The organism is Desulfitobacterium sp. THU1 (genome assembly GCF_038181555.1).
GTDB lineage: Bacteria > Bacillota > Desulfitobacteriia > Desulfitobacteriales > Desulfitobacteriaceae > Desulfitobacterium.
The window spans coordinates 1-23,466 of the sequence record NZ_JBBWUA010000015.1 but is presented as its reverse complement, the minus strand read 5'-3'; the positions used below and the strand labels follow the sequence as shown (position 1 = coordinate 23,466).

The 23,466-nt window shown below is 45.1% G+C and carries 21 protein-coding genes; 9 read left to right on the top strand and 12 right to left on the bottom strand.

Annotation, left to right across the window (positions count from 1 at the left end; all coding sequences use genetic code 11):
* Nucleotides 1-38: 38 nt before the first annotated feature.
* From AAC978_RS11955 to truA, 3 genes are all read right to left on the bottom strand, one after another.
* Nucleotides 39-1,595, bottom strand: a complete 1,557-nt coding sequence (locus AAC978_RS11955) for a glycosyltransferase family 2 protein (protein WP_341548276.1) — start codon at nt 1,593-1,595, stop codon at nt 39-41.
* A 99-nt stretch (nt 1,596-1,694) separates the two neighbouring features.
* Nucleotides 1,695-3,341, bottom strand: a complete 1,647-nt coding sequence (locus AAC978_RS11950; protein WP_341548320.1) for a PucR family transcriptional regulator — start codon at nt 3,339-3,341, stop codon at nt 1,695-1,697.
* Between the two features lie 52 nt (nt 3,342-3,393).
* Complete coding sequence (gene truA / locus AAC978_RS11945; protein WP_341548319.1) at nt 3,394-4,182, bottom strand: tRNA pseudouridine(38-40) synthase TruA; 789 nt, start codon at nt 4,180-4,182, stop codon at nt 3,394-3,396.
* A gap of 118 nt (nt 4,183-4,300) precedes the next feature.
* Here truA and AAC978_RS11940 point away from each other — a divergent pair, with 118 nt between their 5' ends.
* The 8 genes from AAC978_RS11940 to AAC978_RS11905 all read left to right on the top strand — a co-directional run bounded on the left by AAC978_RS11940 (nt 4,301) and on the right by AAC978_RS11905 (nt 12,189).
* Nucleotides 4,301-4,666, top strand: a complete 366-nt coding sequence (locus AAC978_RS11940) for a hypothetical protein (RefSeq protein WP_341548275.1) — start codon at nt 4,301-4,303, stop codon at nt 4,664-4,666.
* Nucleotides 4,667-4,729: 63 nt separating this feature from the next.
* Nucleotides 4,730-6,664, top strand: coding sequence for an acetate--CoA ligase (gene acs, locus AAC978_RS11935; protein ID WP_341548274.1), 1,935 nt, complete (start codon nt 4,730-4,732; stop codon nt 6,662-6,664).
* 335 nt (nt 6,665-6,999) lie between these two features.
* The gene (locus AAC978_RS11930) at nt 7,000-8,286 is read left to right on the top strand and encodes an L-lactate MFS transporter (RefSeq protein WP_341548273.1); all 1,287 of its coding nucleotides are present in this window, start codon (nt 7,000-7,002) and stop codon (nt 8,284-8,286) included.
* Between the two features lie 165 nt (nt 8,287-8,451).
* A complete protein-coding gene (locus tag AAC978_RS11925) occupies nt 8,452-9,114 on the top strand; it encodes a hypothetical protein (RefSeq protein WP_341548272.1) in 663 nt (220 codons plus the stop codon).
* Nucleotides 9,115-9,379: 265 nt separating this feature from the next.
* The gene (locus tag AAC978_RS11920) at nt 9,380-10,669 is read left to right on the top strand and encodes an HD-GYP domain-containing protein (RefSeq protein ID WP_341548271.1); all 1,290 of its coding nucleotides are present in this window, start codon (nt 9,380-9,382) and stop codon (nt 10,667-10,669) included.
* Nucleotides 10,670-10,696: 27 nt separating this feature from the next.
* Nucleotides 10,697-11,290, top strand: a complete 594-nt coding sequence (locus tag AAC978_RS11915; protein ID WP_341548270.1) for a DUF5317 domain-containing protein — start codon at nt 10,697-10,699, stop codon at nt 11,288-11,290.
* Nucleotides 11,262-11,573 carry a YmaF family protein gene (locus AAC978_RS11910; protein ID WP_341548269.1) on the top strand — a complete coding sequence of 104 codons (312 nt, stop codon included), beginning with the start codon at nt 11,262-11,264 and terminating at the stop codon, nt 11,571-11,573. Before AAC978_RS11915 ends, AAC978_RS11910 begins: the two co-directional genes overlap by 29 nt.
* 259 nt (nt 11,574-11,832) lie before the next feature.
* Nucleotides 11,833-12,189 carry an MmcQ/YjbR family DNA-binding protein gene (locus tag AAC978_RS11905; RefSeq protein WP_341548268.1) on the top strand — a complete coding sequence of 119 codons (357 nt, stop codon included), beginning with the start codon at nt 11,833-11,835 and terminating at the stop codon, nt 12,187-12,189.
* A 305-nt stretch (nt 12,190-12,494) separates the two neighbouring features.
* Here the strand turns inward: AAC978_RS11905 and AAC978_RS11900 are convergent, their stop codons facing one another.
* From AAC978_RS11900 to AAC978_RS11870, 7 genes are all read right to left on the bottom strand, one after another.
* Nucleotides 12,495-12,731 carry an acyl carrier protein gene (locus AAC978_RS11900; protein WP_341548267.1) on the bottom strand — a complete coding sequence of 79 codons (237 nt, stop codon included), beginning with the start codon at nt 12,729-12,731 and terminating at the stop codon, nt 12,495-12,497.
* Between the two features lie 116 nt (nt 12,732-12,847).
* Nucleotides 12,848-15,100, bottom strand: a complete 2,253-nt coding sequence (locus AAC978_RS11895; RefSeq protein ID WP_341548266.1) for a HelD family protein — start codon at nt 15,098-15,100, stop codon at nt 12,848-12,850.
* A 385-nt stretch (nt 15,101-15,485) separates the two neighbouring features.
* On the bottom strand, nt 15,486-16,454 hold the full coding sequence (locus tag AAC978_RS11890; protein WP_341548265.1) for an ABC transporter ATP-binding protein: 969 nt from the start codon (nt 16,452-16,454) through the stop codon (nt 15,486-15,488).
* The gene (locus tag AAC978_RS11885; protein WP_341548264.1) at nt 16,451-17,437 is read right to left on the bottom strand and encodes an ABC transporter ATP-binding protein; all 987 of its coding nucleotides are present in this window, start codon (nt 17,435-17,437) and stop codon (nt 16,451-16,453) included. The genes AAC978_RS11890 and AAC978_RS11885 overlap by 4 nt, the downstream gene beginning before the upstream one ends.
* A 13-nt stretch (nt 17,438-17,450) precedes the next feature.
* On the bottom strand, nt 17,451-18,383 hold the full coding sequence (gene nikC / locus AAC978_RS11880) for a nickel transporter permease (RefSeq protein ID WP_341548263.1): 933 nt from the start codon (nt 18,381-18,383) through the stop codon (nt 17,451-17,453).
* A 12-nt stretch (nt 18,384-18,395) separates the two neighbouring features.
* Entirely contained in the window at nt 18,396-19,403 is a 1,008-nt protein-coding gene (locus AAC978_RS11875) for an ABC transporter permease (RefSeq protein ID WP_341548262.1), read from the bottom strand.
* Between the two features lie 103 nt (nt 19,404-19,506).
* Complete coding sequence (locus AAC978_RS11870) at nt 19,507-21,081, bottom strand: ABC transporter substrate-binding protein (RefSeq protein ID WP_341548261.1); 1,575 nt, start codon at nt 21,079-21,081, stop codon at nt 19,507-19,509.
* A gap of 335 nt (nt 21,082-21,416) precedes the next feature.
* Here AAC978_RS11870 and AAC978_RS11865 point away from each other — a divergent pair, with 335 nt between their 5' ends.
* Complete coding sequence (locus AAC978_RS11865) at nt 21,417-21,557, top strand: hypothetical protein (protein ID WP_341548260.1); 141 nt, start codon at nt 21,417-21,419, stop codon at nt 21,555-21,557.
* A gap of 265 nt (nt 21,558-21,822) precedes the next feature.
* On the opposite strand, the gene AAC978_RS11860 is transcribed toward AAC978_RS11865, so the two are convergent.
* Together AAC978_RS11860 and AAC978_RS11855 are read right to left on the bottom strand one after the other, a co-directional pair.
* A complete protein-coding gene (locus AAC978_RS11860) occupies nt 21,823-22,149 on the bottom strand; it encodes a hypothetical protein (RefSeq protein ID WP_341548259.1) in 327 nt (108 codons plus the stop codon).
* 212 nt (nt 22,150-22,361) lie between these two features.
* On the bottom strand, nt 22,362-23,466 hold a 1,105-nt coding region (locus AAC978_RS11855), incomplete at its 5' end, for a cell wall-binding repeat-containing protein (RefSeq protein WP_341548258.1).

Sequence of the window (23,466 nt, the reverse complement as noted above, 5' to 3'; positions counted from 1 at the left end):
TTCTTTTGACTTTTTAATTTAATGGTTCCTCGAAGGGTTTATTCCTCCCATTTTACCACTCTTGGATTGGGGTCAAGAATCGATTCGTACTGCTCTTTCCATCCATAGCGGGCCTCCGGGTCCAATTCCCTATATCGCTGATATTTGAGAATACGATCCTTGGGATCCGCCCAGCCCAAATGCTTTAGCCTTAATGGCGATAATTTGTAAGGGAGATTCATGATGTTTTTAGGGAATCGGCCACAATGCTGGGTAAATTCATTCCAATCAGCAACAAAACCTGATCTGTAGCGCACCAAAAAGGGCCGATAGGTGGATTGAGCATTCCAATATTCATCTTCCCGGTAATGGTTCTCGTTCCAAAAGTCGTAAAGTCTGAAATACCATACATCAGCGTCAGGATCCTCGATCAACATCCTGACCTCCTGCCTAAACCTATTCTCGAAGAATTCATCGCTATCAAGGTTTAAGATCCATTCCGGATGGGTTGCCACAGTAGCATTCCATTGCTGCTTCCTAAGCTCGACCTCATTGGAAAATTTAGAAGCCGAATTCTGAATGATATGCAGAGGGATCCCTTCAAGTATGCTTCGGCATAGCTCTATACTGTTATCCGTACTTCCATCATCGATGATCACCGCTTCATCGATGTAGTTTTTGTGCTCCTGAAGCACCTTCCACAAATATCTGTCCGCTTCATTTTTCATGACCATGGATAAGGTAAGTTTCGGTGTATGCCGCTCTTTAATGGTGTAGTTCACCTGACTTGGCGGCATTTCCCCTTTACAGATTGCCTTAAACTCCTCAACCCCTGCCAGTGATGATTCCCGGTAGATATGATAGGCCGGATAATGGGTGTCCACCCACAGACTTAAGCCTAAGGCATTGGCCCTTACACAAAAATGCCGATCTTCTCCCCAGAGGGTCAGATTTTTTATTTCACTAAAACTGATTCCTGCCTGCAAAGCTTGACGACTCATCAGGGTACAGGCTCCCAGTCCCCCTACTTCGTAGATACCGGGTTTTCTCAACCGATCAACAAACCCCTGCATTCTCGCATCCATATCTTCCTGGCTTAGATTTTCTCCCCTTTGCCGAAGAGACATGTCGTAGTGATCATAAAGCCATACATTGGGAAGCTCCGGACTCGCCGGATACCACGAGGTCCAGAAAATTTCCGAAATAATGTCTTTTCCTGTCTTCACAAGGTGTTGAAGCGTTGCCGGATGCAGGACTAAATCCGAATCAATCAAAAACAGATAATCATACCCCGACTGCAGAGCCTTTTCGATCATGAGATTTTTAAACCCGGCTACCTTCCAGATCAGATGCTCCTGCCAATAGTGGGTGATATCGTCACATACATAGTTCCCCCGCAGCTTATCAGCCTTCTCCCCTTTAATCAGGGTGGTCAAGCCATTCTCCTCAAAGCTCAGTAACTGCCTGCTAGCTTCTTCACTCTCGTTATCATCAACAAAGATATAGCTCAATTCCAAATCCTCTTGATCGAGACAGCACAGAGAGTCCAAGAATTCTTTCAGTATTTGGGGGTTTTGTCGGATCGGACTTCCGATTAATACTCTCTTTTTTTCCATAACCCTCTCCTGTTTTGAACTTAATGTTAAGCAGACTTCTTCTTAACATGTTATGTCCCATTTGAAGGTCATGTGATTATTCTAACTCTACAGCATGGTTTATTCTTGCCACAAGGACTTAAGACGACCGATTTTTAGAGCGATAAACAAATTCATACGGTTTTCCAAGCTACCTAGATCTCGATCCAGAACCTCGGCAACCTTTTTCAAACGATAGCGCAAGGTGTTGGGATGGAGATACAACCGATCCCCTGCCACATTCAAATCTCCATCCGAGGCGAGATAGGCTAACAGGGTCTCCTCCAGATGAAGATTGTTTTCTTGATCGAACTTAAGCAAAGGACCTAACACCTCATTGCGAAAATCCTCCAGCTCCTGTTCCTCGAGTTTCATTAAAAGCCGCATTACCCCAAGATCCTGAAATAAAATGACCCGCTCTTGGAGATTAAACAATTGCCCCAGCTCCAAAGCCGACTTGGCTTCTTGAAAACTGCGGTGGATATAACGCGCGGAATCATAAAGATTGCCCACCCCAAACATCATGGACCGTTCCTCATGGTGGCTTCCGGGTAAGGTCTTAAGAGGACTGAGAAGTCTTTTAGCTGTGGCTTCCCATTGGCTTAAGGGTATCATCCCTTCCAAGGGGTAAAGGAGCACAATCTGATCGTTGCGTTCTAAGAAGATGGTCCGAGGCTGGTTCCGTAGAATCAGGGCCACTGTATCTAAAAGCTCTTGAAAAGCCACCCGATCCGCCGAATCCGGATCATAGCCCGGAATCTCGCCAACGATCACCATATGAGGTTTAGTCAGATCCATTCCCCAAAGCTTGCCCCGTGACTGCACCACTTCCAGAGAATCAAAGTTATTATAGAGAAGATCAAAAAGAAAATCCCGATAATGCTGGCGTTCCGTATCCTCGACGGATTGGGCTTTAGCCAGCTCAAAATAAAGCAAGACCGCTGTCTTATAGAGGTATAGCCTTCCCACAGGATTGAGCTCCTCATAATCTATCCCTAAACCTATATATCCCAAAACTCCTTGTTGTCCTGCCAAAGGATACCAGCTTAGAGGGACGTCCCTATACTGAGGATCATTCCATTTTCCTAGACTCAGGGGGGTTTCCGGCATTAAGTCCATGGTTTTAAAGTTGGACAGCTTCGGTGTCACAAAGGCAATGGGATTAAGGGGCAGACGCTCCCCACCTTCCCAAGTCAGTACCTTAAAGTGTTTATCCAAAAGAAAAAGGTCAATTCCCAGACTTTTTTTAAGCTCGGTCAGAATACTCAACCCATATCCCCTCGTGATCAGCTCGGTTAAATGCCTGGTGAAATCTTCACAGGCACCAAGGATTCTTCCCTTTTCCCGCTCCACCCAGTCAGTCACTTGCGCACGAAAATCTTCCCAATTCATAGGGAGTGGGCACATAAAGCTTCCTTGGGTATTGTCAGCCCGATTCCCTGGATCAAGCTCGGTAGGATATCCTTGATTCTTCCTCTGACCATCTGTTATACGAAAACGAAGGAGTTTCCCCTCACATTCTAGGTTTAAATGCTTACCAACTAAGGGCAAGCTTAATGGCTTATCGATCGACGTACCCTTTGAATCACCAAAGAATATCGTTTGAATCGGTAGAGCCAGCATCTCCTCCTGAAAGAGCGCATCCTCCCGGAGAGGTTCAATCCTCTGCTGTTCAAGAAAACGCCCCAGAGTCGCTACCTCAGGCAAAGTATAATTCAAGCTGCACACCTCCCCATGATGCATTTGACTTTATTAGATCCTATTAGACAAGCGGATGGGTTCACTGATAAAACTCTGGAAAAATATCCTTGGGCAGTTCTTCTCCATAGTGGACATAGCTCAGAGTAAGTCCTCGCGGAGCTGCCGTGGGTCCCCCACGTTTCCGTTCCCCCCGTTCGAGAATACCAGGGATCGCTTCCGGTGGAATGCGTTTTCTCCCTACATAAATAAGGGTGCCGGCAATAATGCGCACCATATTATACAGAAACCCATCGCCGATACAGGTAATCCGGATAAGTCCTTGATGCTCGGTTACTTGGCAAACATAAAGGGTGCGTTCAAAGGTCTTACTGTTCCCACCCACGGAGGAGAAGGCTTTAAAATTATGCCGACCTACCATCAATTGAGCGGCCTGCTGCATCTTTTGCCAGTCCAGGGGGACCGGTACATGCACAGCGTAAAGGCGATTAAAGACATCCGCTATCTTATGGTTATCTATCTGATAATCATAGCGTTTCCAGCGGGCTGAAAAACGGGCATGGAAGCTTTCAGCCACTTCCTCAGCTTCGAAGACCCGAATGTCTCGGGGCAACAAGCTATTCATGGCCTTAGGGATTTTATCCACAGGAATGCGGGTTGAGGTCTGAAAATTAACAACTTGCCCCGTTGCATGGACCCCTTTGTCAGTTCGACCTGCCATATTCAGGGTGACTACTTCTTCCACCAGCTCGGCCCATACCGACTCCAAAGATCCTTGCACAGTGGGGCCATGAAACTCCGGCTGACGTTGAAATCCGTGATAATGGGTTCCATCATAGGCTACTTTCAAGGCGATATTGCGTTGGTTCATTTCTGTTGTTATTTCACTCAAGGAAGTTCTCCTTCATCTATTACCATTTAGTTTATAGTTACTTTTACTTTTATCTTACTATCCCTATTTGAGGACAAGACTTTAAAAACTATTTGTTTTGATCGGCTTACTTTTCGTATTAGCGACTAAGATTCTTAAGCTATTCGGTTTGATTGGCTTATTATTCCTATCTAGCAACAAAACTTTCAAAGCTATTCGGTTTTCATCGGCTTTAACACCGATTATGTGCGTTTTACCTAGTTTTACCCCTCTCGTACATATTAAAACGACCGTTCAATCGCGTCAAGACGCCTTTGACCCAGCAAATTTCCACCGTTCCCGTTACCCTGTGAAAATCGACCATTCGCCCGACCTGAATTTCCATCTTACGACTTGTGAAACGGATAACCTGTCAGAAATCTCCGTTAATCTCCATTCTTTGGTTTTCTACCCTGATTCCGTGTTCTTCCTGCGGTTCCTTTGATAGAATGCAGTAAATTAAAGGAACTAGAGAGATAATTGCGGGATGATAGAGGGAGGAATAACTATGTTGGAAAGTAATCTTGAGGCTCTGCTCAATGAAAATCGAGAATTTACACCTCATGAAGCATTTCGAAGAAGCGCTGTGATTCAAAGCGATGCAATATATGACCAAGGTCATAATCATTTAGCTTTTTGGGAAGAACAAGCGAAGACCCTTAATTGGTTCAGTCCTTGGGAAAAAACTCTCGAGTGGAATGCTCCTTATGCCAAGTGGTTTGTCGACGGCAAGCTCAATGCTTCCTATAACTGTCTGGATCGCCATCTTAGTGATTGGCATCGCAATAAAGCAGCCCTCGTCTTTGAGGGGGAAAACGGGGATAGCCGCGTTCTTACCTATCAGGACCTTCATCGAGAAGTCTGCAAATTCGCTAATGTTTTAAAGGCCAATGGCATAGAAAAGGGCGACCGCGTCACGATCTATCTGCCGATGATCCCCGAAGCCGTGATTTCCATGCTGGCCTGCGCCCGCATCGGGGCTCCCCACAGTGTGGTCTTTGGCGGTTTTAGCTACGATTCCCTGCGCGATCGCGTGATTGATGCCCAAGCTAAAGCCATCATCACCTCAGATGGTAGCTTCCGCCGTGGCAACACGATCCCCCTCAAGGACAATGCGGACGCAGCACTGGAAGGTGTGGACTGTGTCGATCACGTCTTCGTTATCCAGCGTACCCATCAACCCGTTCAGATGAAAGAGGGTCGGGATCTCTGGTATCACGAGGAAATGAAAAAAGCCTCCTCCGTCTGCCCGGCTGAGCCCATGGATGCCGAAGATATGCTATTTATTCTTTACACTAGCGGAACCACCGGCAAACCCAAAGGAGTCGTTCATACCACCGGTGGCTACATGGTCGGTGTATCCTCCACCCATCGCATGGTTTTTGACCTGAAAGAAGAGGATGTATATTGGTGCACGGCGGACGTAGGCTGGGTCACCGGACATTCCTATATCGTCTACGGTCCCCTTGCTAATGGTGCTACAGTCGTCATGTATGAAGGAAGCCCTGATTATCCACAGCGAGATCGTTTCTGGGAAATCGTTGAAAAATACAAGGTCTCCATTCTCTATACAGCGCCTACCGCCATTCGTACCTTCATGAAATGGGGACCACAGTATCCCCAAAGTCGGGATCTTTCCAGTCTACGACTCCTCGGTACGGTGGGCGAGCCCATCAACCCCGAAGCCTGGATGTGGTATTACAAATATATTGGTGGAGAAAGATGCCCCATCGTGGATACCTGGTGGCAAACCGAAACCGGCATGATCATGATGACTCCCCTTCCCGGCATCACCTCCCTAAAGCCCGGCTCCTGTACGACACCCTTCCCCGGTGTCAAGATCGAGGTAGTCGATAGCGACGGCCATTCTGTGCCCAAGGGGAGCGGAGGCTACTTGGCCATCAAAGAACCATGGCCTGCTATGCTTCGCGGAGTTTACGGCGACAATGATCGCTTTGAGAAGACCTATTTTGGCAACTGGCCGGGCATCTATTTCCCCGGCGACGGTGCAAAATGGGATAAGGACGGCTACTTCTGGATTATGGGTCGCGTAGACGATGTCATCAATGTCTCAGGACATCGGATTGGTACGATGGAAGTGGAAAGCGCTTTGGTCGATCATCCCTCCGTTGCCGAAGCAGCTTGTATCGGCAAACATCATGAGATCAAAGGGCAAGCCCTTGCTGCCTTTGTCACCCTAAAGGAAGGCATCGAGGTTAGCCCGCAGTTTGTCAATATCCTTAAAAAGCATGTGGCCCAAAAAATAGGAGCCCTAGCCCGTCCTGATGATATCTTCTTTACGGCTGAACTGCCCAAGACACGAAGCGGTAAAATCATGCGTCGCCTCTTAAGGGATATTGCCGAGGGTCGTGCCATTGGTGATACCACCACCTTATCGGATGTTTCTGTCATCAATATGCTTAAAGCCAGCTATCAGGATTAAGCCAGGCTCATAGCTAGGACTTAGAAAGTGCTTTGATGGACTTTGAAGTGCCTTGATGGACTCTGATGGACTCTGATGGACTCTGATGGACTCTGAGAGAGTTTGAACGGACTTACGAATTAAAAGGCTAGGGTTTTCCCCCTAGCCTTTCTCTGACTCTATCACACATTACTTCCTTAGAATCTCGGAGATTAATGTCAAAGACTCTGACTAAATAAACCGACAGAAATATGACTTAGGTCATATTAATCCAATTCCACTTTGGACCTAAGCCTTTCTTACAAAGTCACCTCGATAATTCACATTATTCCCCTTCTAAGGAAAGGAGAGAGACTATGAATAAGACGACCCGCGGGTGGACTGTGACCCTAGCCGGCACGGGTATTAATTTGGCCCTAGGAGTACTCTATACCTGGAGTGTTTTTGCCGCTGCCTTAACGGAGCAGTTAGCCTGGTCGAAGACTGCTGCCTCCCTTCCCTATACCGTAGCCTGTGCTGTATTCGCTCTGATGATGGTACCCGGCGGTCGCTTACAAGACCGCTTTGGTCCCCGTTGGGTCGCCACGGCAGGTGGAATTTTTGCCGGTGGTGGGCTGATTCTGAGCAGCTTTACTGATTCGCTCTTTATCCTCATTCTAACCTTTGGTCTGATTGCGGGCATGGGTATCGGACTTGGGTATTCAGCAGCTACTCCGGCCGCTGTAAAATGGTTTCCTCCCCAAAAGAAAGGCCTGATCTCCGGAATTGTTGTGGCTGGATTTGGCCTCGCTTCCCTCTATATCGCTCCCCTAACTAACGTTCTCATCGGCAATTTCGGTGTCAAGGGTGCCTTTCGCATCGAAGGTTTACTTTTCCTCTTCGCCATTGTTGCTCTCTCCCAAATCCTCGCAGTTCCCCTCAGTCCGTCAATCAACAACTCAATATCATCTCGGAAATCCACACCTTCTTCCCCAGACTCTACTCCTACCTCCGCTTCCACATCTTCAAGCGCTACATTACCATCCCTAGGACCTGTAGCAACTGATTTTACCTGGCAAGAAATGCTTAAGGATTCCCGTTTCTTTTTACTCTGGCTAATGTTTGCTGCCGGTGCCACAGCAGGTCTCATGATCATCGGGCAACTTTCCACCATCACCAAACTTCAGACTGGGGTCTCTTGGGGCTTTGCCATGGTGGCCCTATTGGCCATCTTCAACGCCGGAGGTCGCGTATTAGCAGGCTGGCTCTCGGATCGGATCGGCAGAGGCTGGACCATGCGCATCTTTTTTACCCTGCAAGGATTTAATATGCTAGCCTTCGCTTTCTATAGCAGCCCCGCCCTGATTGCCCTTGGTGCTATCATGACTGGCTTAAGCTATGGTTCACTCCTTTCTCTCTTCCCCTCAGCCACCTATGATTTTTTCGGCACAAAAAATGGCGGGGTTAACTACGGACTGGTCTTCACTGCTTGGGGTGTGGGTGGAGTTTTCGGCCCCCTCATGGCTGGAACCGTTGTCGATCTCACCAATAGTTACTTCTATGCTTATCTGATTGCTGCTTCTCTCTGCCTTGTAGCCGCTTTTCTCACTATCTTTTTAAAGAGTGAGCCACTAGAGTATAAGAAGTGCGCAACTTCATCTTGACTCGTGTCATGTTTATGAGTGAAACCAGGCTTTTTTTAGACCTGGTTTCTTCAATTTCAGGCTTCTCGTGTATTTAGAAAAATTAAGCCAATTTAAGAAGGGATGTTGGCGCGTAGTGTCGAAATAGGTGAACTGGAAAAACATCACAGTTTAGGGAGGAACTTTATGTCTGAGACGACCTGGACACCCTGTGAGCAAGCAATAAAAAAGGTTCGCTCCGTAATATCGACTAGAATCAAAGCCAATGCAGCCAATGAAATTGTCGAAATTCATATACTTGCGAATTCAGATCGAAACCCAAAACAAATCGTCCGAGATGTAGAATCGATGTTAGCCGCTCAATTCGGTATAGAAATTGACCATAAAATTATTAGTGTTGTGCAAATAGAGCAGCTAGAACAGCAGGAGAGTGAAACAGAAACATCCAGTCCTTCTCTAGATGGTACACAACTGCGACCAAAGCTCGTAAGTGTATCTCTCCGTACCATCAACACGAAGGCTGAAATAAAGGTAGAACTCTCGATTGGAAATGAGATATACGAAGGTGTCGCCTCTGGAACCTCCACAACCTATACCAAACTCCGCCTTTTGGTGGAGGCCACCATCAATGCTTTACACACATCCCTAACGAATAAGCTGGTCTTCGCTACTGAGGATGTAGCGATTACACGTCTAGGCAAGCATCATGTCGCACAGGTGGTGCTCAGCTTAATTACACCTATTGGAGAACAAAGCTTAGTCGGTTGTGCTTTAGTTAAAAATGACGAAAGAGAAGCTGTGGTTAAGGCAACTTTGGATGCTGTGAACCGTAAGTTGTGGTTCTATTAAGCACCAAAACCGTTATTTATAGCCGTTATTTTTGGCCGGCTAAAGTAGCAAAGATTTGCGCCTTTTCCTTTTTAGCGAAGCGGAAAAATGAGCGAAGCGGTTAAACCTGATCTATTTATAGATAAAGGGGGTAACCGTAATGAGCAAACTATACAAGGTACTTGCTATTCTTGTAACTCTAGTTCTCGCTGGTGGCGCTAACTACAAAATCTAATTGTAACTTTGCCGGCCAATCTATAAATTTTTATGATTGCAGAGGATAAAAATGAAAGAATTACCTTCCAGCTTCAAAAAACTTTTTTATGTTGTTGTGACTCTCGGCCTAGGGCTTTCATTTTGGTTTATCTCTAACCATTCCTGGCACCTTTCCGATGTAATGGGTTTGTTTGTCTTTGCTCTTCTAGCAGTGATTAGCGAATCCCTACCTGTATCGCTTCCTAAGGGAGGATATGTAACAGTTGGCTATGCAATTTTTATGGCCTGTCTTATTCTTTTTCCTATAGGCATAACGATCCCCGTTGTTTTAGTAGCCGGCATGCTGGTTTGTGGCAAGGGCGGAAAGGAACAATTGCTTTACAAAAGGATTTTTAATACCTCCCAATATGTAATTTCCATTTCGTTTGCCTACTTGGTTTTTAATCTTCTTCAAGCTCAGCACGCTCGATTCGATATAGTCAATCTAATCAGCTATTTTGCTGCTGCTTTCTCCTATAGTCTTCTGAATGTAACCATTGTCTCTATTGCACTAGGAGCACTGTTTGATAAATCTCCATGGTTCATGTGGAGAATCAATATTCGTTGGTCAATTCCTAACTTTTTAGCCCTTGCTCCCCTGGCAATCCTTACTTCCATGATCTATCGAGAGTTTGGGGAATTGGCCTTACTTCTCCTATTTGTTCCCCTACTCCTCGCACGCCATTCTTTCCAACTTTATATGGATATGCGCAAGAACTACCTTAACACGGTCGAAGCACTTGTCACTGCTTTGGAAGCGAAGGACTCCTATACTAGTGGTCATTCCAGTCGGGTTGCCGAGTGGTCGGTCAAAATTGCCGAGGAGTTAAAGCTCGCTGAGGATCGTGTCGAGTTTATCAAGTATGCCGGGGTTCTGCATGATGTGGGCAAAATCGGGGTCAACGAAGACATTCTAAATAAAAGTGGGAAACTCACCGAAGCGGAGTGGGAGATTATTCGCAACCACTCGGCCATTGGGGAGCAAATTGTCCGAAGCATTGACTTTCTCTTTGATGTAAGCACCACGGTGCGTTCTCATCATGAGCGCTTCGATGGTAATGGCTATCCTGACGGCATAAAAGGCCAGGAGATACCCCTAGAAAGCCGGATCATTGCTGTGGCCGATGCCTATGACGCCATGACTTCAAGCAGAAGTTACCGAGAGCCTCTTTCCCCGGTCGAAGCCTTAACCGAATTGCGACGTGTCTCAGGCAGTCAGCTGGATCCGGACGTTGTAGCTGCGTTTGATAGTATAGTGCAAAGAGAAAATCCTCAAAAGCTACTATCGCCACGTAAAGACGTACAAATAGCTAAATGTTGAATGAGGAAAAAGAGAGGAAAGAAATAAATGCTGCTCGAATCAGTGATAATAGCTGTACTTATCGGTTTTTTTTCCGGCGGCAGCTTTAATTCTCTTATAAGTACAAATTTTAAACGTTTAGAGCTCTTATTCTTAGGAGCTCTTTTGCAAATCTTTGCCTTTTGGTCCGTAAAGTTTAGCCTCGGCTGGTCAAGCCACTGGATTATTCCTCTTGCTCACTCTCTCTCTTACCTTTTCTTGATGGGTTTTACATGGACGAATCGAGCTTTTCGGGGCTTTCGTTTGGTTACTCTGGGAATCGCCTTAAATTCTGCAGTGATTATTCTCAATGGAGGGCTAATGCCCGTCGATCCAACCTTTGTCCCGGAATCAAGCCGGCAGCTTCTCGAGACAGGAACGGGCACCCATGGAATCCTTACAGAAGCAACTCGGTTAGGCTTTCTAGCCGATATTTTTTATGCTAATATCCCTATTTTCGGGAAACAGCTTTTCAGCTTAGGGGATGTTCTTATCGACCTAAGCATGGTAGTTTTTATAGTCAAGCAAATGCGCCGACCAACGGCATATAATGCTGTGAAGGAGGGCGACACTCATGTCAAATCAGGGATTTTTAAGCCATAATCACGGTAGCGTGACACATACCTCATGTGACAATGGACATTCCCATCAATGCCTAGATATCACCGGACCAGCAATACCTACTTCTGACGGTAGTCACATTCATCAATCTGAGAGCTGGGTCATGTACGAACATGGTCATTCCCACTATTACAAGTCCACTTCTGGCCCTGCACTGAGTATTCCGGGAGGGTACCACGTGCACAATTGGGACTTCTATACCACTTATGATGTCGGACATCGCCATCATATTACAGGCCCCGATATGCCAGCCTACAATAACTAAGTAATAAGGTAATAAGGAGTCCCGACAATAGAAAACGCGACATGCGATTTCTTATGTTCCCCAACCACCCTCTGCCTATAACCAATCTGACTCTGCAGGATATCTTCGAGTAGAAAAGTAATTCGAAAATGCAAAAAGAGCATTTTACCATTTTTCCATTGTAAAATTTAGTGGTGACTTTTCGCGCACTTGTAAGAAACTGCGAAGTAAAGATTATTTATATAAACTGTAGATAAATAGTAATTTCGGGAGCATTTTTATGATAGAAAGAGAAGAAATTTTTGCTTATGTAAAGGAAAAATTTGATACAGAACCAGACTATCCTTGGTTTAAATATCCAGATTATGCGGTACTTAGACATGATGGTGGTGGTAAATGGTACGGACTAATTATGAATGTACAAAGAATTAAATTAGGCTTAACAGGAAAAGGAAGTGCTGAGATATTAGACTTAAAGTGTGACCCAGCATTAAACAGTTTATTAAGAGGTCAACAAGGGATTTTGCCTGCATACCATATGAATAAAGAACACTGGATCACAATTGTTTTGGATAGCTCTTTTCCTAAAGAGGAAATCTACGATTTAATTAATATGAGTTATGTTTTGACAAAATAGAAATTACTGAACAAGAATTAAATATAATTCACAAATTCTAATTTGTCTGATTGAACAAAACGAGCATAACGTGTGGTTGGGTTAATGCATATTTTTCCCATTAAGCGACATAAGGTGGTTCAACCAACTCGAAGTGTAATTAGCCACGATTTATTAAACCAAATCGTGGCTAATTTTCTACTAAAATCTTGCGATTTTAGATATGAATAACATGCTAGAAATCTGCTATCATCCCTGCGATTTTTCGTTTTCAACTCCAAAATGGAACCCCTTAGTTATGTGACGGTCACGCTTTGATATTTCGGTTACTCCTCTTCTTTAATCCGCTCGATATACTCCACAAGGTCATTGACGCACCTGAAGCGATAGACATCCTCATCATGAATGGTAATCTGAAATGTCCGCTCACATTCGATAATTAGTTTGGCAAGGTCCACCGGCTTGATTCCGTATTCACGGTTCAACTCTGTGTTGGGGGTGATATCCTCATCATCAATGCCAATGATCTCAGCTAAAATCGCCGCTATTTTTTGGAAAACCAAGCACCTCACTCCTTAACTTAATTTTACGTAGTTGCTGCCTTATATCGTGAATCCATCAATATATTTAGCCTTTTCTTCAGTAAATTAGCTTCGCATAATTTAATCAGTCGCGCTAACTACTCAGCTGATAGCAAGGGACTCCTATCCCCGGTGTAAAACAAATTAAGGCGGTGTAGGGCTCTGGTGCAGGCAATATATAAGAGATTTCTATCATCTTCACTGTGAAAATGTCCCTCATCTACATCACAGATTAGTACCGCATCAAATTCCAGACCTTTGGACAGGTATACAGGGATGATGAAAACACCTTTTAAGTCCACTTCGGTATCACTATTAATCAATTGAAGGGATAGCTTATCCTTCAGGCGTCCATATATAGCATTAGCGTCTTTCTCTGCTTTGCAGATTAGCCCGATCGACTGATAGCTTTTTTCTTGACAGTTATTAATCTCGTTGAGGATTATCTGATCAAGTGCCGCTTGGTTTGGAGCAGTAAAGACCTCGGGTGCGTCTCCCTTTCGGCTAAAACTGTTAAGGGTGAAACCCGGACTAAGAAACTGAGCGCTGTACTCCAATATGTCCTGGGTACAGCGAAAACTTTTAGCCAAGGTGACCAGGGTCGATTTTTCTTTAGCTAAGATTTTTGCGACCCGATCATAGAGAGCTATATCCTCCTGTTTGCCGATGGTTTGATTGATATCACCTAATACGGTATAGCGGGCTTTGGGAAACAGTGCCTTTAGAATTTCAAAATGGATGGAATGATAATCCTGCGCTTCATCGATGACCACCTGTTTTATAGCTTTAGAATCAGCTTTACTCTTGGTTTTTAACTGTAAGAAAGCTAGGGCTAGAGCATCATCATGCTGCAATTCCCTTTTTTGCAGGTTTTTGCGCGTTAGGCTAAGGATATCCTCGATACAAGCCGGCAATTCCAAACCTTCGGCTAAGCTGTAAAAATAGTTTTTGTCACTGAAGAGCTTCCTGTAGAGTTCAACGTAATCCAATTCAGTAAACTTGTGGATGGTCTTGATCAGGACTGTACTTTCCTGAATGGATAACATTCGGGCCACTTCTTCTACTTCAAACTCATGCTCGGGCTTTTCAGCAACATAACTTCTTAGCTTTTCCAAGCGCTCTCCGCGCTGTTTATGAACGGATTTTAAAATTGATTTTTCCAAGTGCTGCAAGCGAACGCTTAAAGGAAGTTCTGGGTTTCTTTTTAAGAGCTCGATTTTTAATAATTGGCGGCTGGCCAATACTTTCCCATCATAATAAATATCGGTGAACTCAATCCAGTGCGTAGGCAAATCCGCGATGAAGCGTCTTAAAATCTCTACAAACTGGCTGGACCCTTTGAATTTCATGGCGTTCTTAAGGATTGTTCCTCCTCCTTGACTTTCGGAGGTGAGCACAGATTCCAAAAATTGATTCCTAGTCTGGATATCCTCTCGCTGTAAAAGGTTACTCAGTATATCATCAAACAAAAGGGAATTGACTTGGCTCTCCCCCAGCTCTGGCAAGACATTGGCAATGTATCGTTCAAAAAGTCGGTTAGGTGAGATCACCACGATATTGTTATGGGTCAATTTCTCGGTCAGTCCCTGATACATTAGATAAGCAGCCCGGTGCAAGGCCACTGAAGTCTTGCCGCTTCCGGCTGCTCCTTGGACCATCATTAGATCTACTTCCATATCCCGGATAATCATATCCTGTTCTTTTTGAATGGTTTCCACGATGGTTTTCATCTGGGAGGAAGCATTTTGCGAAAGGAGTTTTCTAAGAAATTCATCAATAATCTGAACATCAGCATCAAAATAGTATTCCAGTTGACCCCGTTTGATTTCATACTGGCGCTTAAGATTCACTTGGCCGGTGATCCTGCCGCTCGGGGATTCATAAAACGCTTCTCCTAGGGTAAAACGGTAAAAGACGCTGGAGATTGGGGAGCGCCAGTCGTAGACAACCATTTCATAGCCTTGCTCATCTTGGAGGGATGACCGTCCGATATAGATCTTTTCAAAGTCCGCCTCACCGTCAAACTTAAAATCAATCCGGGCAAAATAGGGCGAATCGATCAATTTCTCTAAAGCCAACATTTTCTTGGCTTGCAGATCATACTCCGAGAGCTTGTCAGATACCTGGTTCGCAAATTGACTTAAATTGACAAGGTCGAGAAAGTCATCCTTGGACCAAAGATTCGCGATTGAATGGGAGGTATCTTCTCTCAGTTCTTTTTTGGCTGCGATAATATTCGCCTTATTTTCTTCATTTTTCCGTCTTATGGCTGCTAATTGTTCTCTGGCTATGGCTATCGTATCCTCTAGGTGACTACTTTCAAAAACTTGCTCTGGCTGTCTCTTCTCCAATATTCAAGCCCCCTCTAGCTTTACCTTGTTCCTTCTGCTAAGTATCATACACACTCCAGACTGGAATTATAAGGCTAATATTTTTGTAAAAATAGTGGTATAATATAAGTGAGGAAAAGATCTCCTCAAGGGTTATAGTATTTCGAAAGTATAAGGAGTTGTCTCTCTACTTTGTGTAGAGTGACAACTCCTTTTTTGGCATATCAGACTCCCATGCCGCTTTACGGCATCACTGATGAATGAGAAATTTTTGTTGACTTTCACGGTGTACAAGGGAACCAACGACTTCGCCCCCACTATACGACAAAGTATCTTGCGAAGTCGGGTTTTCTTTACCATGGCTTTATTGTGCGCTTTGTTCACTGTAGGAACCAAATCTTCTTCCCTAGTCAAATAGATGGCAAGAGACCCAGTGTCCGGGCGTAATTTCCTTGAGTTCCGGTGCCAGGCTCTTACACTGCTCCATTTCCCTAAAGCAACGAGAGCAGAAACGGCAACCATCAGGAGGATTAATGGGACTGGGCACATCTCCCTCTAAGATAATCCGCTGCTTTTTCTTCTCCGGATCAATGATAGGTATTGCAGAAAGTAAAGCCTGGGTATAGGGATGTAAAGGATTGGCATATAACTCCTTCTTAGGGGCGATTTCTACTAACTTCCCTAGATACATTACCCCGACCCGGTCACTGATGTGCTTAACCACGTTCAAACCATGGGCAATGAACAGATAGGTCAGTCCGAATTCATCCTTTAAATCAGCCAAGAGATTCAACACCTGAGCCTGAATAGATACATCCAAAGCCGAGACCGGTTCATCGCAGACGATCAGCTTGGGCTCCACAGCTAGGGCCCGGGCTATCCCAACCCGTTGGCGCTGGCCCCCTGAGAATTCGTGGGGGTAGCGATTTCTTTGGTGCTGGGCGAGGCCTACACAGTTTAACAGATAGGTAACTCGTTCCTCCACCTTATTAGGCGGTAGCAGCTTATTGATGATGATGGGCTCAGCAATAATGTCTCCGACAGTCATGCGTGGATTAAGTGAGGCATAGGGATCCTGAAAGATCATCTGGATATCTTTGCAATGAGCTCTCCGCTCGTTATCCTTCAGGGCGGTGAGATCTTTTCCCTCAAAAATCATTTTCCCGCTAGTCGGACTATGAAGATTGACAATGACTTTTCCTAGGGTAGTTTTACCACAGCCTGATTCACCCACTAAACCAAAGGCCTCACCCTTCTGGATGGTGAAAGAAACCTCATCGACTGCCTTAAGTAAAGACACCGTCTTGCCAAAAAAACTAGTTCCCACAGGAAAGTGCTTGGAAAGGTTTTGAATATCTAACAATACTTCGCTCATTCTGCATTCAATTCCCCTTCCTTAGTATCTTCGTACAAAAAGCAACGCACCTTATGCCCGTCGACCTCGCGAAGCTCCGGCATTTCTTTAGTGCAACGCTCCATCGAACGGTCACAACGATCGGAAAAAGAGCATCCTGAAGGCATATTTAAGGGATTGGGAACCATGCCCTTGATCATATACAGACGCTCATCACTATCATCGTCAATCTGAGGAATGGAGTTGAGCAATCCGACCGTATAGGGATGAAGAGGGTTTTTGAACAGTGACTTGACTTCGGCCTCTTCCACAATCTTGCCACAGTACATGACGATAACCCGGTCGGCTGCTTCCGAAACGACACCAAGGTCGTGCGTAATCAACAAGACCGCCATATTGAATTTTTCGCGCATGTGATAGAGCAGGTCAAGAATCTGGGCCTGAATCGTCACATCAAGCGCTGTGGTCGGTTCGTCAGCAATTAAAAGCTGAGGCTCGCAGGACAAAGCCATGGCAATCATAACTCTCTGGCGCATCCCCCCGCTCATTTGGTGAGGATAGTCATTTGCTCGTTCGGCTGCCGAGGGTATGCCCACCATGTCCAACAGCTCAATCGCCCTGGTCAATGCTTGCTTTTTATCCATATTCTTGTGGATCATGAGACTTTCCATGATCTGATCCTTGATGCGCCAGACCGGGTTCAAAGATGTCATGGGCTCTTGAAAGATCATGGAGATTTTATTGCCCCGGATATCTCGCAATTCTTTTTGGCTCATCTGGGCTAGATTCTGTCCTTCAAAGACAATTTCACCATCGGCGATGCGGCCAGGTTTCTGTAATAGCCCCATAACTGAAAGCGAAGTGACGCTTTTACCCGAGCCGGATTCGCCGACGATAGCCAGTATTTCACCTTTATCGACTGAAAAACTTATATCATCGACGGCTCTAACCGTGCCACGTTTCAGTTTAAATTCTGTTTTTAAGTTTTTTACTTCCAATAACATCGTACTCATACCCCTACTTTATTCTGGATTTCGGATCAAGAGCATCGCGAAGCCCGTCGCCCAGTAAGTTAAAGGCTAAAACGGTAATCGTAATCGCAACACCTGGGAAAATCAAGGTATAGGGTGCGGTAAAAATAAAACCTCTTGCCCTTCCCAACATATCGCCCCACTCAGCAAAGGGCGGTTGGACACCTAGACCCAAAAAGCCAAGAGCTGCTGTGTCAAGCACCGCGGTGGAAATTCCCAAAGTGGCCCGGACAACAATCAAGGAGATGATATTCGGTAAAATATGCTTAAAGATAATTCGGCTGTCCTTGTTACCGATGACTTTAGCGGCATGCACATAATCGCTTTCTTTGATGGACAGAATGCTGCCCCTGACGATACGGGCATACTCCGGAATGGACACCAGCCCGATCGCAATAACCGCTTTATCTATTCCTTTTCCCAGAGCAGCCATGAAGGCGATCGCTAACAAGATGGAAGGGATAGCTAAAATCATATCCATAAACCGCATGATGATCGTATCTGTGCGACCACCGCGATACCCCGCGATAGCACCGAGAATAACACCGATGGTGAGAGAAATAGAGACCGCCGCTACCCCAACAGAGAGAGAAATTTTCGTTCCGTCAAGAACCCTGCTGAACATGTCTCTTCCTAATTGATCTGTACCAAACCAATGCTCTGAGTTCGGTGGGGTGAAGCTTTTCGACATATCTGAGTAATTGGGATCATAAGGCAAGACCTGGACTCCTAAAAGTTCACTTACCCAGACCACAAGGGCGATAAGAACCAATATAATTATGATACACAAGCCAACGACCGCGGCCTTATTCTGCTTCAGGGTATCCCACATTTCCTTAAGCTGCGACTCTGGTTTTTCCACGTATTCAGCAGCCTGCATCAGATTAACATCTGAACCTGAACTCGTATCCTTTTTCATACAAGCAACCTCCTACTTGGAATATTTTATACGTGGATCTAAAAAGGCATAGATCACGTCTACTAGCAAATTCATGAGCACAAATATTGTGGCAATAAGCAGGACAACTCCCTGTACCACCGGAAAATCGGACTTCAAAATGCAGGCAACCGTATAAGAACCAATGCCAGGCCAAGAGAAGACGGTTTCCGTCAAGACAGCTCCACCGAGCAGACTCCCCAATTGGAGGCCAATTACCGTCACAATCGGAATCAAGCCATTGCGAAAGGCGTGCTTGCGAACCACATTCCCCTCGGAAACCCCCTTAGCTCGTGCTGTCCGAATGTAATCCTGCTGCAAGGTCTCTAACATGCTGGAGCGAGTCATCCGGGTAATAATGGCCATCGAATACATGGCTAGGGCGACTCCCGGCAAGATCAGATGCTGGAACGCATCCGCAAAGGCCTCCATATCTCCTGCAATCAAGCTATCAATAAGATAAAACCCTGTAACATCCATAGGCCTTAACAAGGGATCGATTCTCCCGCTGGAGGGAAGCCAATGAAGTGTGCCTGAGAAAAAAATAATCAACAAAATACCCAGCCAAAAGATGGGCATCGATACACCAACTAAGGCTAGAAGCATACCCGCGTTATCAAATACGGAATTCTTTTTTACCGCGGAAATAATTCCAATGATAATTCCAAACCCAGAAGCCAAAAGAATAGCAAACATCGCTAACTCGATAGTGGCCGGAAAGCGTGCCATAATTTCATCAATGACGGGGGCCTTCGTATAATAGGAGGTCCCGAAATCGCCTTGAATTGCGCCGACAATAAAATTCAAATATTGAAGAGGAATAGGATCGTTTAATCCGTTAGCCTGTCTCCAAACATCAACCGCTTCTTGAGTCGCATGTTGACCTAAAACAATCGGGGCCGGATCAGGTGATAAAACGCGCATAATAAGGAAAACAATAATGGATACACCGATTAGTACAGGAATCAACATCAAGATTCTATTAACGATATACTTTAACATCTCCAACACCCTTCGGCTCTTAAGATATAGATACATGAAAAAGCAAAACCGGGAACCGGCACAAAGACCGGTTCTCGGCTGCCAACTTCTTCTTTTTACCTTATTATTGTTTGGATACTCCAGCAAATGGGGTAACACCAGTCATATGGTACAAGAAGTTTTGAACTTTAGGGCTATAAGCTGCAAGGGTCTGAGCATGGGAAATAGGAAGCCAAGCAGCATCTTCAGCAGCTATTTTCTCTAGGTTGGTATAGATAGCATTGCGATCTGCGCCTGCAGGAGCTTTAATACCTTCTGTGATTAAAGCATTGAATTCTGGGTTCTTATAACGAGCTACATTCATAGTAGGATCTTCATGAGCTAACAGATACATGAAGTTGTCTGGGTCTCCGTTGTCACCGATCCAGCCATAGAAGCAAATGTCATAGTCACCAGCTTTTACTTTTTCTTTATAGGTTGTCCAGTCGAAGGAGTCGATAGTAGCGGTTACGCCAACTTTGGAGAGATAGCCTTGGATAGCCTCTGCAAGAGCTTGACCGTTAGCGGCATTATAAGGTCTTGGATTAGTGTATGTAATGATGTGAACATTAGTTAAACCAGCGGCTTTGAGAGCCTCTGTAGCAGCGGCGGGATCATAAGCGGCTTGAGCAACACTTGCGTCATAGCCTTCCATAAAGGTTGGAAGTACGGAGGTTGCGGGTTCAGAATAACCTTGATAGAGGCTTTGTACTAACTCAGGAACGTTGATAGCCTGAGAAACAGCTCTGCGGACCTTTGCATCATTAAAAGGTGCTTTAGAGGTGTTATAAGCCATATAGTTGATGTTCATTCCAGGAGCTTGGAATACTTTGTTTCCTGCGCCGGTAATTTGATCAACGACTGTAGCATCGATTCCATCGATCATATCGGCTTCACCGTTGTTTAAGGCAACGACACGAGCTGAGTTATCTTTGATGAATTTGAAAATAACATTCTTGGTCAGAGCTTTCTCGCCCCAATATTCTTCATAGCGTTCTAAAACGATGTTCTCATCTTTTGCCCAGCTCACAAATTTGTAAGGGCCTGTTCCAACGGGAGCTTGGTTAAGATTGTTGCTTTTTTCTTGCAAAGCTTTAGGACTAACCATAGGAGCAGCCATAACCATAGCCAGGTTATTGAGGAAAGGAGTGCTAGGAGCAGTCAGATTGATCTTAACAGTATTCGTATCTACTACTTCTACATCCTTAACTGATCCATAAACAAAAGAGCCATATGCCATGTCTGGCGTAGCTTGCGGTGGGATTTGACGATCAATGTTGATCTTTACAGCTTCAGCGTTAAAGTCAGTACCATCGTGGAACTTGACGCCTTCTTGAAGCTTGAAGGTATAGCTAAGACCATCTGGGCTTACTTCCCAACTTTTTGCCAGTGAAGGTTCAACTTTAGTTGAATCATCAGCATACTTTAAGAGTCCCTCATAGATGTTGATCATAACCTTAGCAGATTCACCATCGTCGACGAGGGCTGGATCGAGTCCTCTTGGCTCGGCGCCTTGAGCGTAGATTAGGGTCTCTTTAGCCTTATCTACTTTGTCTCCAGTGTTTGTACTGCCAGCTTTACTTCCTCCGCAACCAGTTAATGATACGCCGACCAAAAGCACGCTTAGGGCAAGAGCAATAATCCTTTTTCCTTTTTTCACATTCTTCTCTCCTTTTTATATATAATAGACAACCTACGATTTATTTTATCACTCCATAGTACTGTGTCAATAACTCCGGGCAAGAAATTAAGTACACTTGTCCTTCTGACGTGCACATAGGACAGGGCGTAGGATAATAGACAAAATGAACCGATCACTTATTTTTAGTCGGTTCATTTGTCTGTTATTTTATAGATTTTATATAGATCTACTTGTCGGTAATTACAGCCTTCACAAAGGGAGCGAGCACCCCTTAAAGGGCAGGAAGATAACATTCCCTTCTTTTTCATACGCATTACGTGCCGAGCGCTTTGCGAAGCTTGGCTTAGAGGTCGGTGAACAAGGTGAATACTGTCGAGACTGTGGTCTATGTAATGAATGTGGTCTATGTGATGGATGTGATGGATGGGAGGGAGGTGATGACTGTGGAGATTGTAGGGACTCCCGAGGCACTACAGATTTTACAGGGATTGTGAATTCCTTTAGTCTCATAGCATGCTTTGTAATTTCCACTGTGATATCAGCATGAAGTTGGTGCCCAAAGAAGTAGTCGTTTAAGGTATCCTCACTCATTGCCGCCAATCTAAGGGAGATATGCTTCTCCGTCACCTCGAGGATTTCTTGGCGAAATTCCTGATAGCTTGGATAGTATCGCAAAAAACCATCGAACACTTCATTAACTTTCATGTTTAAACCCGCATACGGCATCATTGGCCCTGCCCCCTTTACTATCCATTTCATTTAAGCATAATAGGAGGTTGCTAGCGTCAAACAGGCAAGCTTACCCTGCTTGTCATAGGTTGTATGGTTCTTAGCCTCCATAGGCTCTGGCAATGCTTTGAAATGCATTGCTGCTTTTGTAAGCTCGACTGTGATATCTACGCCGAGCTGATATTCAACAAATTGTTGATCTATGGTGCACATGTCCTTATGGCATTCTCTGTGAGCCATCCGTTTTTCTGTAAGTCCAAGGATTTCTTTTTGATATTCACGATACATCGGGTAAAGTTGCAGAAAACTTGTCAAAGAACCATTTATCTTTTGGCTTAAATTAACATAATGCATCATTTAGTCCTTACCTCCAGTAACTTTAACGTGTTAGCTTATTATCTAATTCTTCCCAATTGATTTCTTCGACCCTAGGAACACCCTTTTATACCTCCATGTAGGTAAAAGTCATGGTACTTATGGATAAGTATGTACCAACATGAAGATATATGAATGAAACCGATTCACCTTGAATGGATAAATCGTTTCAAGAGAACCCTATTGGTCAGACGCTATTTATAGGAATATATTTTGTCTAGCACTTGCTCACTCACGGCGCCTTCCCCGCCAAATACGTAGGGAATGCGGATGGACCCTTTATACTTAGTCAGGAATTCTAAGACTTGGGGTTCTGAGAGAGTTTTATCCACTAAGAGCATATTGCTACCGGTTTTCACTGCGAAGGCTGCGCCGACCAGGGCGTCAGGAAAATCTCTTCCTGTGGCCAAGCATAGACTGTAGTCACCGCCGACAAGATTTTCAAGTATCTCGATATTGGTCTGATAACGATTGTTGCCACCGTATCGAACCATACCAGAAAGATTACTTACAACCTCATCACTGATTACACTTACTCCCCCGATAACTATGGTCTCCCGTATATTAAGTTCCTTTAGCGCTTCATCTGTAACTGGGGAAAGATAACTATTTTGTGTCAATAAAATGGGTACAGAGTGCGCTGCTGCCCAAGGTGAAATTGCCAAGGTATCGGGGAAATCATATCCGTAAGTAAGCACTGCTTTTCCCTGGGTATTTATCTGTCTGGCAATCAGTGCCGCCGTTTCGAATCGATCGACCCCACCAATTCGGATGACTTCTAGTCCTTTTCCAACTAACTTATCCTGGATGTCTTGGGAGACTGCACCCGTCCCACCGAGGATATAAATTGTTTTTGCCTTAAGCCGCTCGATCTCAGTCTCTGTTCCAGGACTTAATACACTCTTATTAGTGAGTAGGATCGGCGCGTCTAGTTTTCGTGACAATGGCACACCACAAAGTGCATCAGGAAAATCGTCATCCCGTGCTACAATTACAGCCACGGCACCATTAGGCCAACCTTGTTGACTAATTTCGATAGCTGTATTAGTTCGATCATCACCGTCGAGGCGCTCAGTGTCATCACCTGGGTCGTCCCCTGGGTCATCTCCTGGGTCATCTCCTGGGTCGTCTCCTGGGTCATCTCCTGGGTCATCTCCTGGGTCGTCTCCTGGGTCATCTCCTGGGTCATCTCCTGGGTCATCTCCCGGGTCGTCTCCTGGGTCATCTCCTGGGTCATCTCCTGGGTCATCTCCCGGGTCGTCTCCTGGGTCATCTCCTGGGTCATCTCCTGGGTCATCT

Excerpts from the sequence above, each read along its gene's own strand:
- AAC978_RS11955 (WP_341548276.1), bottom strand. The coding sequence starts at position 1,595 with ATGGAAAAAAAGAGAGTATTAATCGGAAGTCCGATCCGACAAAACCCC.
- truA (WP_341548319.1), bottom strand. The coding sequence starts at position 4,182 with ATGAACCAACGCAATATCGCCTTGAAAGTAGCCTATGATGGAACCCAT.
- acs (WP_341548274.1), top strand. The coding sequence starts at position 4,730 with ATGTTGGAAAGTAATCTTGAGGCTCTGCTCAATGAAAATCGAGAATTT.
- AAC978_RS11930 (WP_341548273.1), top strand. The coding sequence starts at position 7,000 with ATGAATAAGACGACCCGCGGGTGGACTGTGACCCTAGCCGGCACGGGT.
- AAC978_RS11925 (WP_341548272.1), top strand. The coding sequence starts at position 8,452 with ATGTCTGAGACGACCTGGACACCCTGTGAGCAAGCAATAAAAAAGGTT.
- AAC978_RS11920 (WP_341548271.1), top strand. The coding sequence starts at position 9,380 with ATGAAAGAATTACCTTCCAGCTTCAAAAAACTTTTTTATGTTGTTGTG.
- AAC978_RS11915 (WP_341548270.1), top strand. The coding sequence starts at position 10,697 with ATGCTGCTCGAATCAGTGATAATAGCTGTACTTATCGGTTTTTTTTCC.
- AAC978_RS11910 (WP_341548269.1), top strand. The coding sequence starts at position 11,262 with ATGTCAAATCAGGGATTTTTAAGCCATAATCACGGTAGCGTGACACAT.
- AAC978_RS11905 (WP_341548268.1), top strand. The coding sequence starts at position 11,833 with ATGATAGAAAGAGAAGAAATTTTTGCTTATGTAAAGGAAAAATTTGAT.
- AAC978_RS11890 (WP_341548265.1), bottom strand. The coding sequence starts at position 16,454 with ATGAGCGAAGTATTGTTAGATATTCAAAACCTTTCCAAGCACTTTCCT.
- AAC978_RS11885 (WP_341548264.1), bottom strand. The coding sequence starts at position 17,437 with ATGTTATTGGAAGTAAAAAACTTAAAAACAGAATTTAAACTGAAACGT.
- nikC (WP_341548263.1), bottom strand. The coding sequence starts at position 18,383 with ATGAAAAAGGATACGAGTTCAGGTTCAGATGTTAATCTGATGCAGGCT.
- AAC978_RS11875 (WP_341548262.1), bottom strand. The coding sequence starts at position 19,403 with ATGTTAAAGTATATCGTTAATAGAATCTTGATGTTGATTCCTGTACTA.
- AAC978_RS11860 (WP_341548259.1), bottom strand. The coding sequence starts at position 22,149 with ATGATGCATTATGTTAATTTAAGCCAAAAGATAAATGGTTCTTTGACA.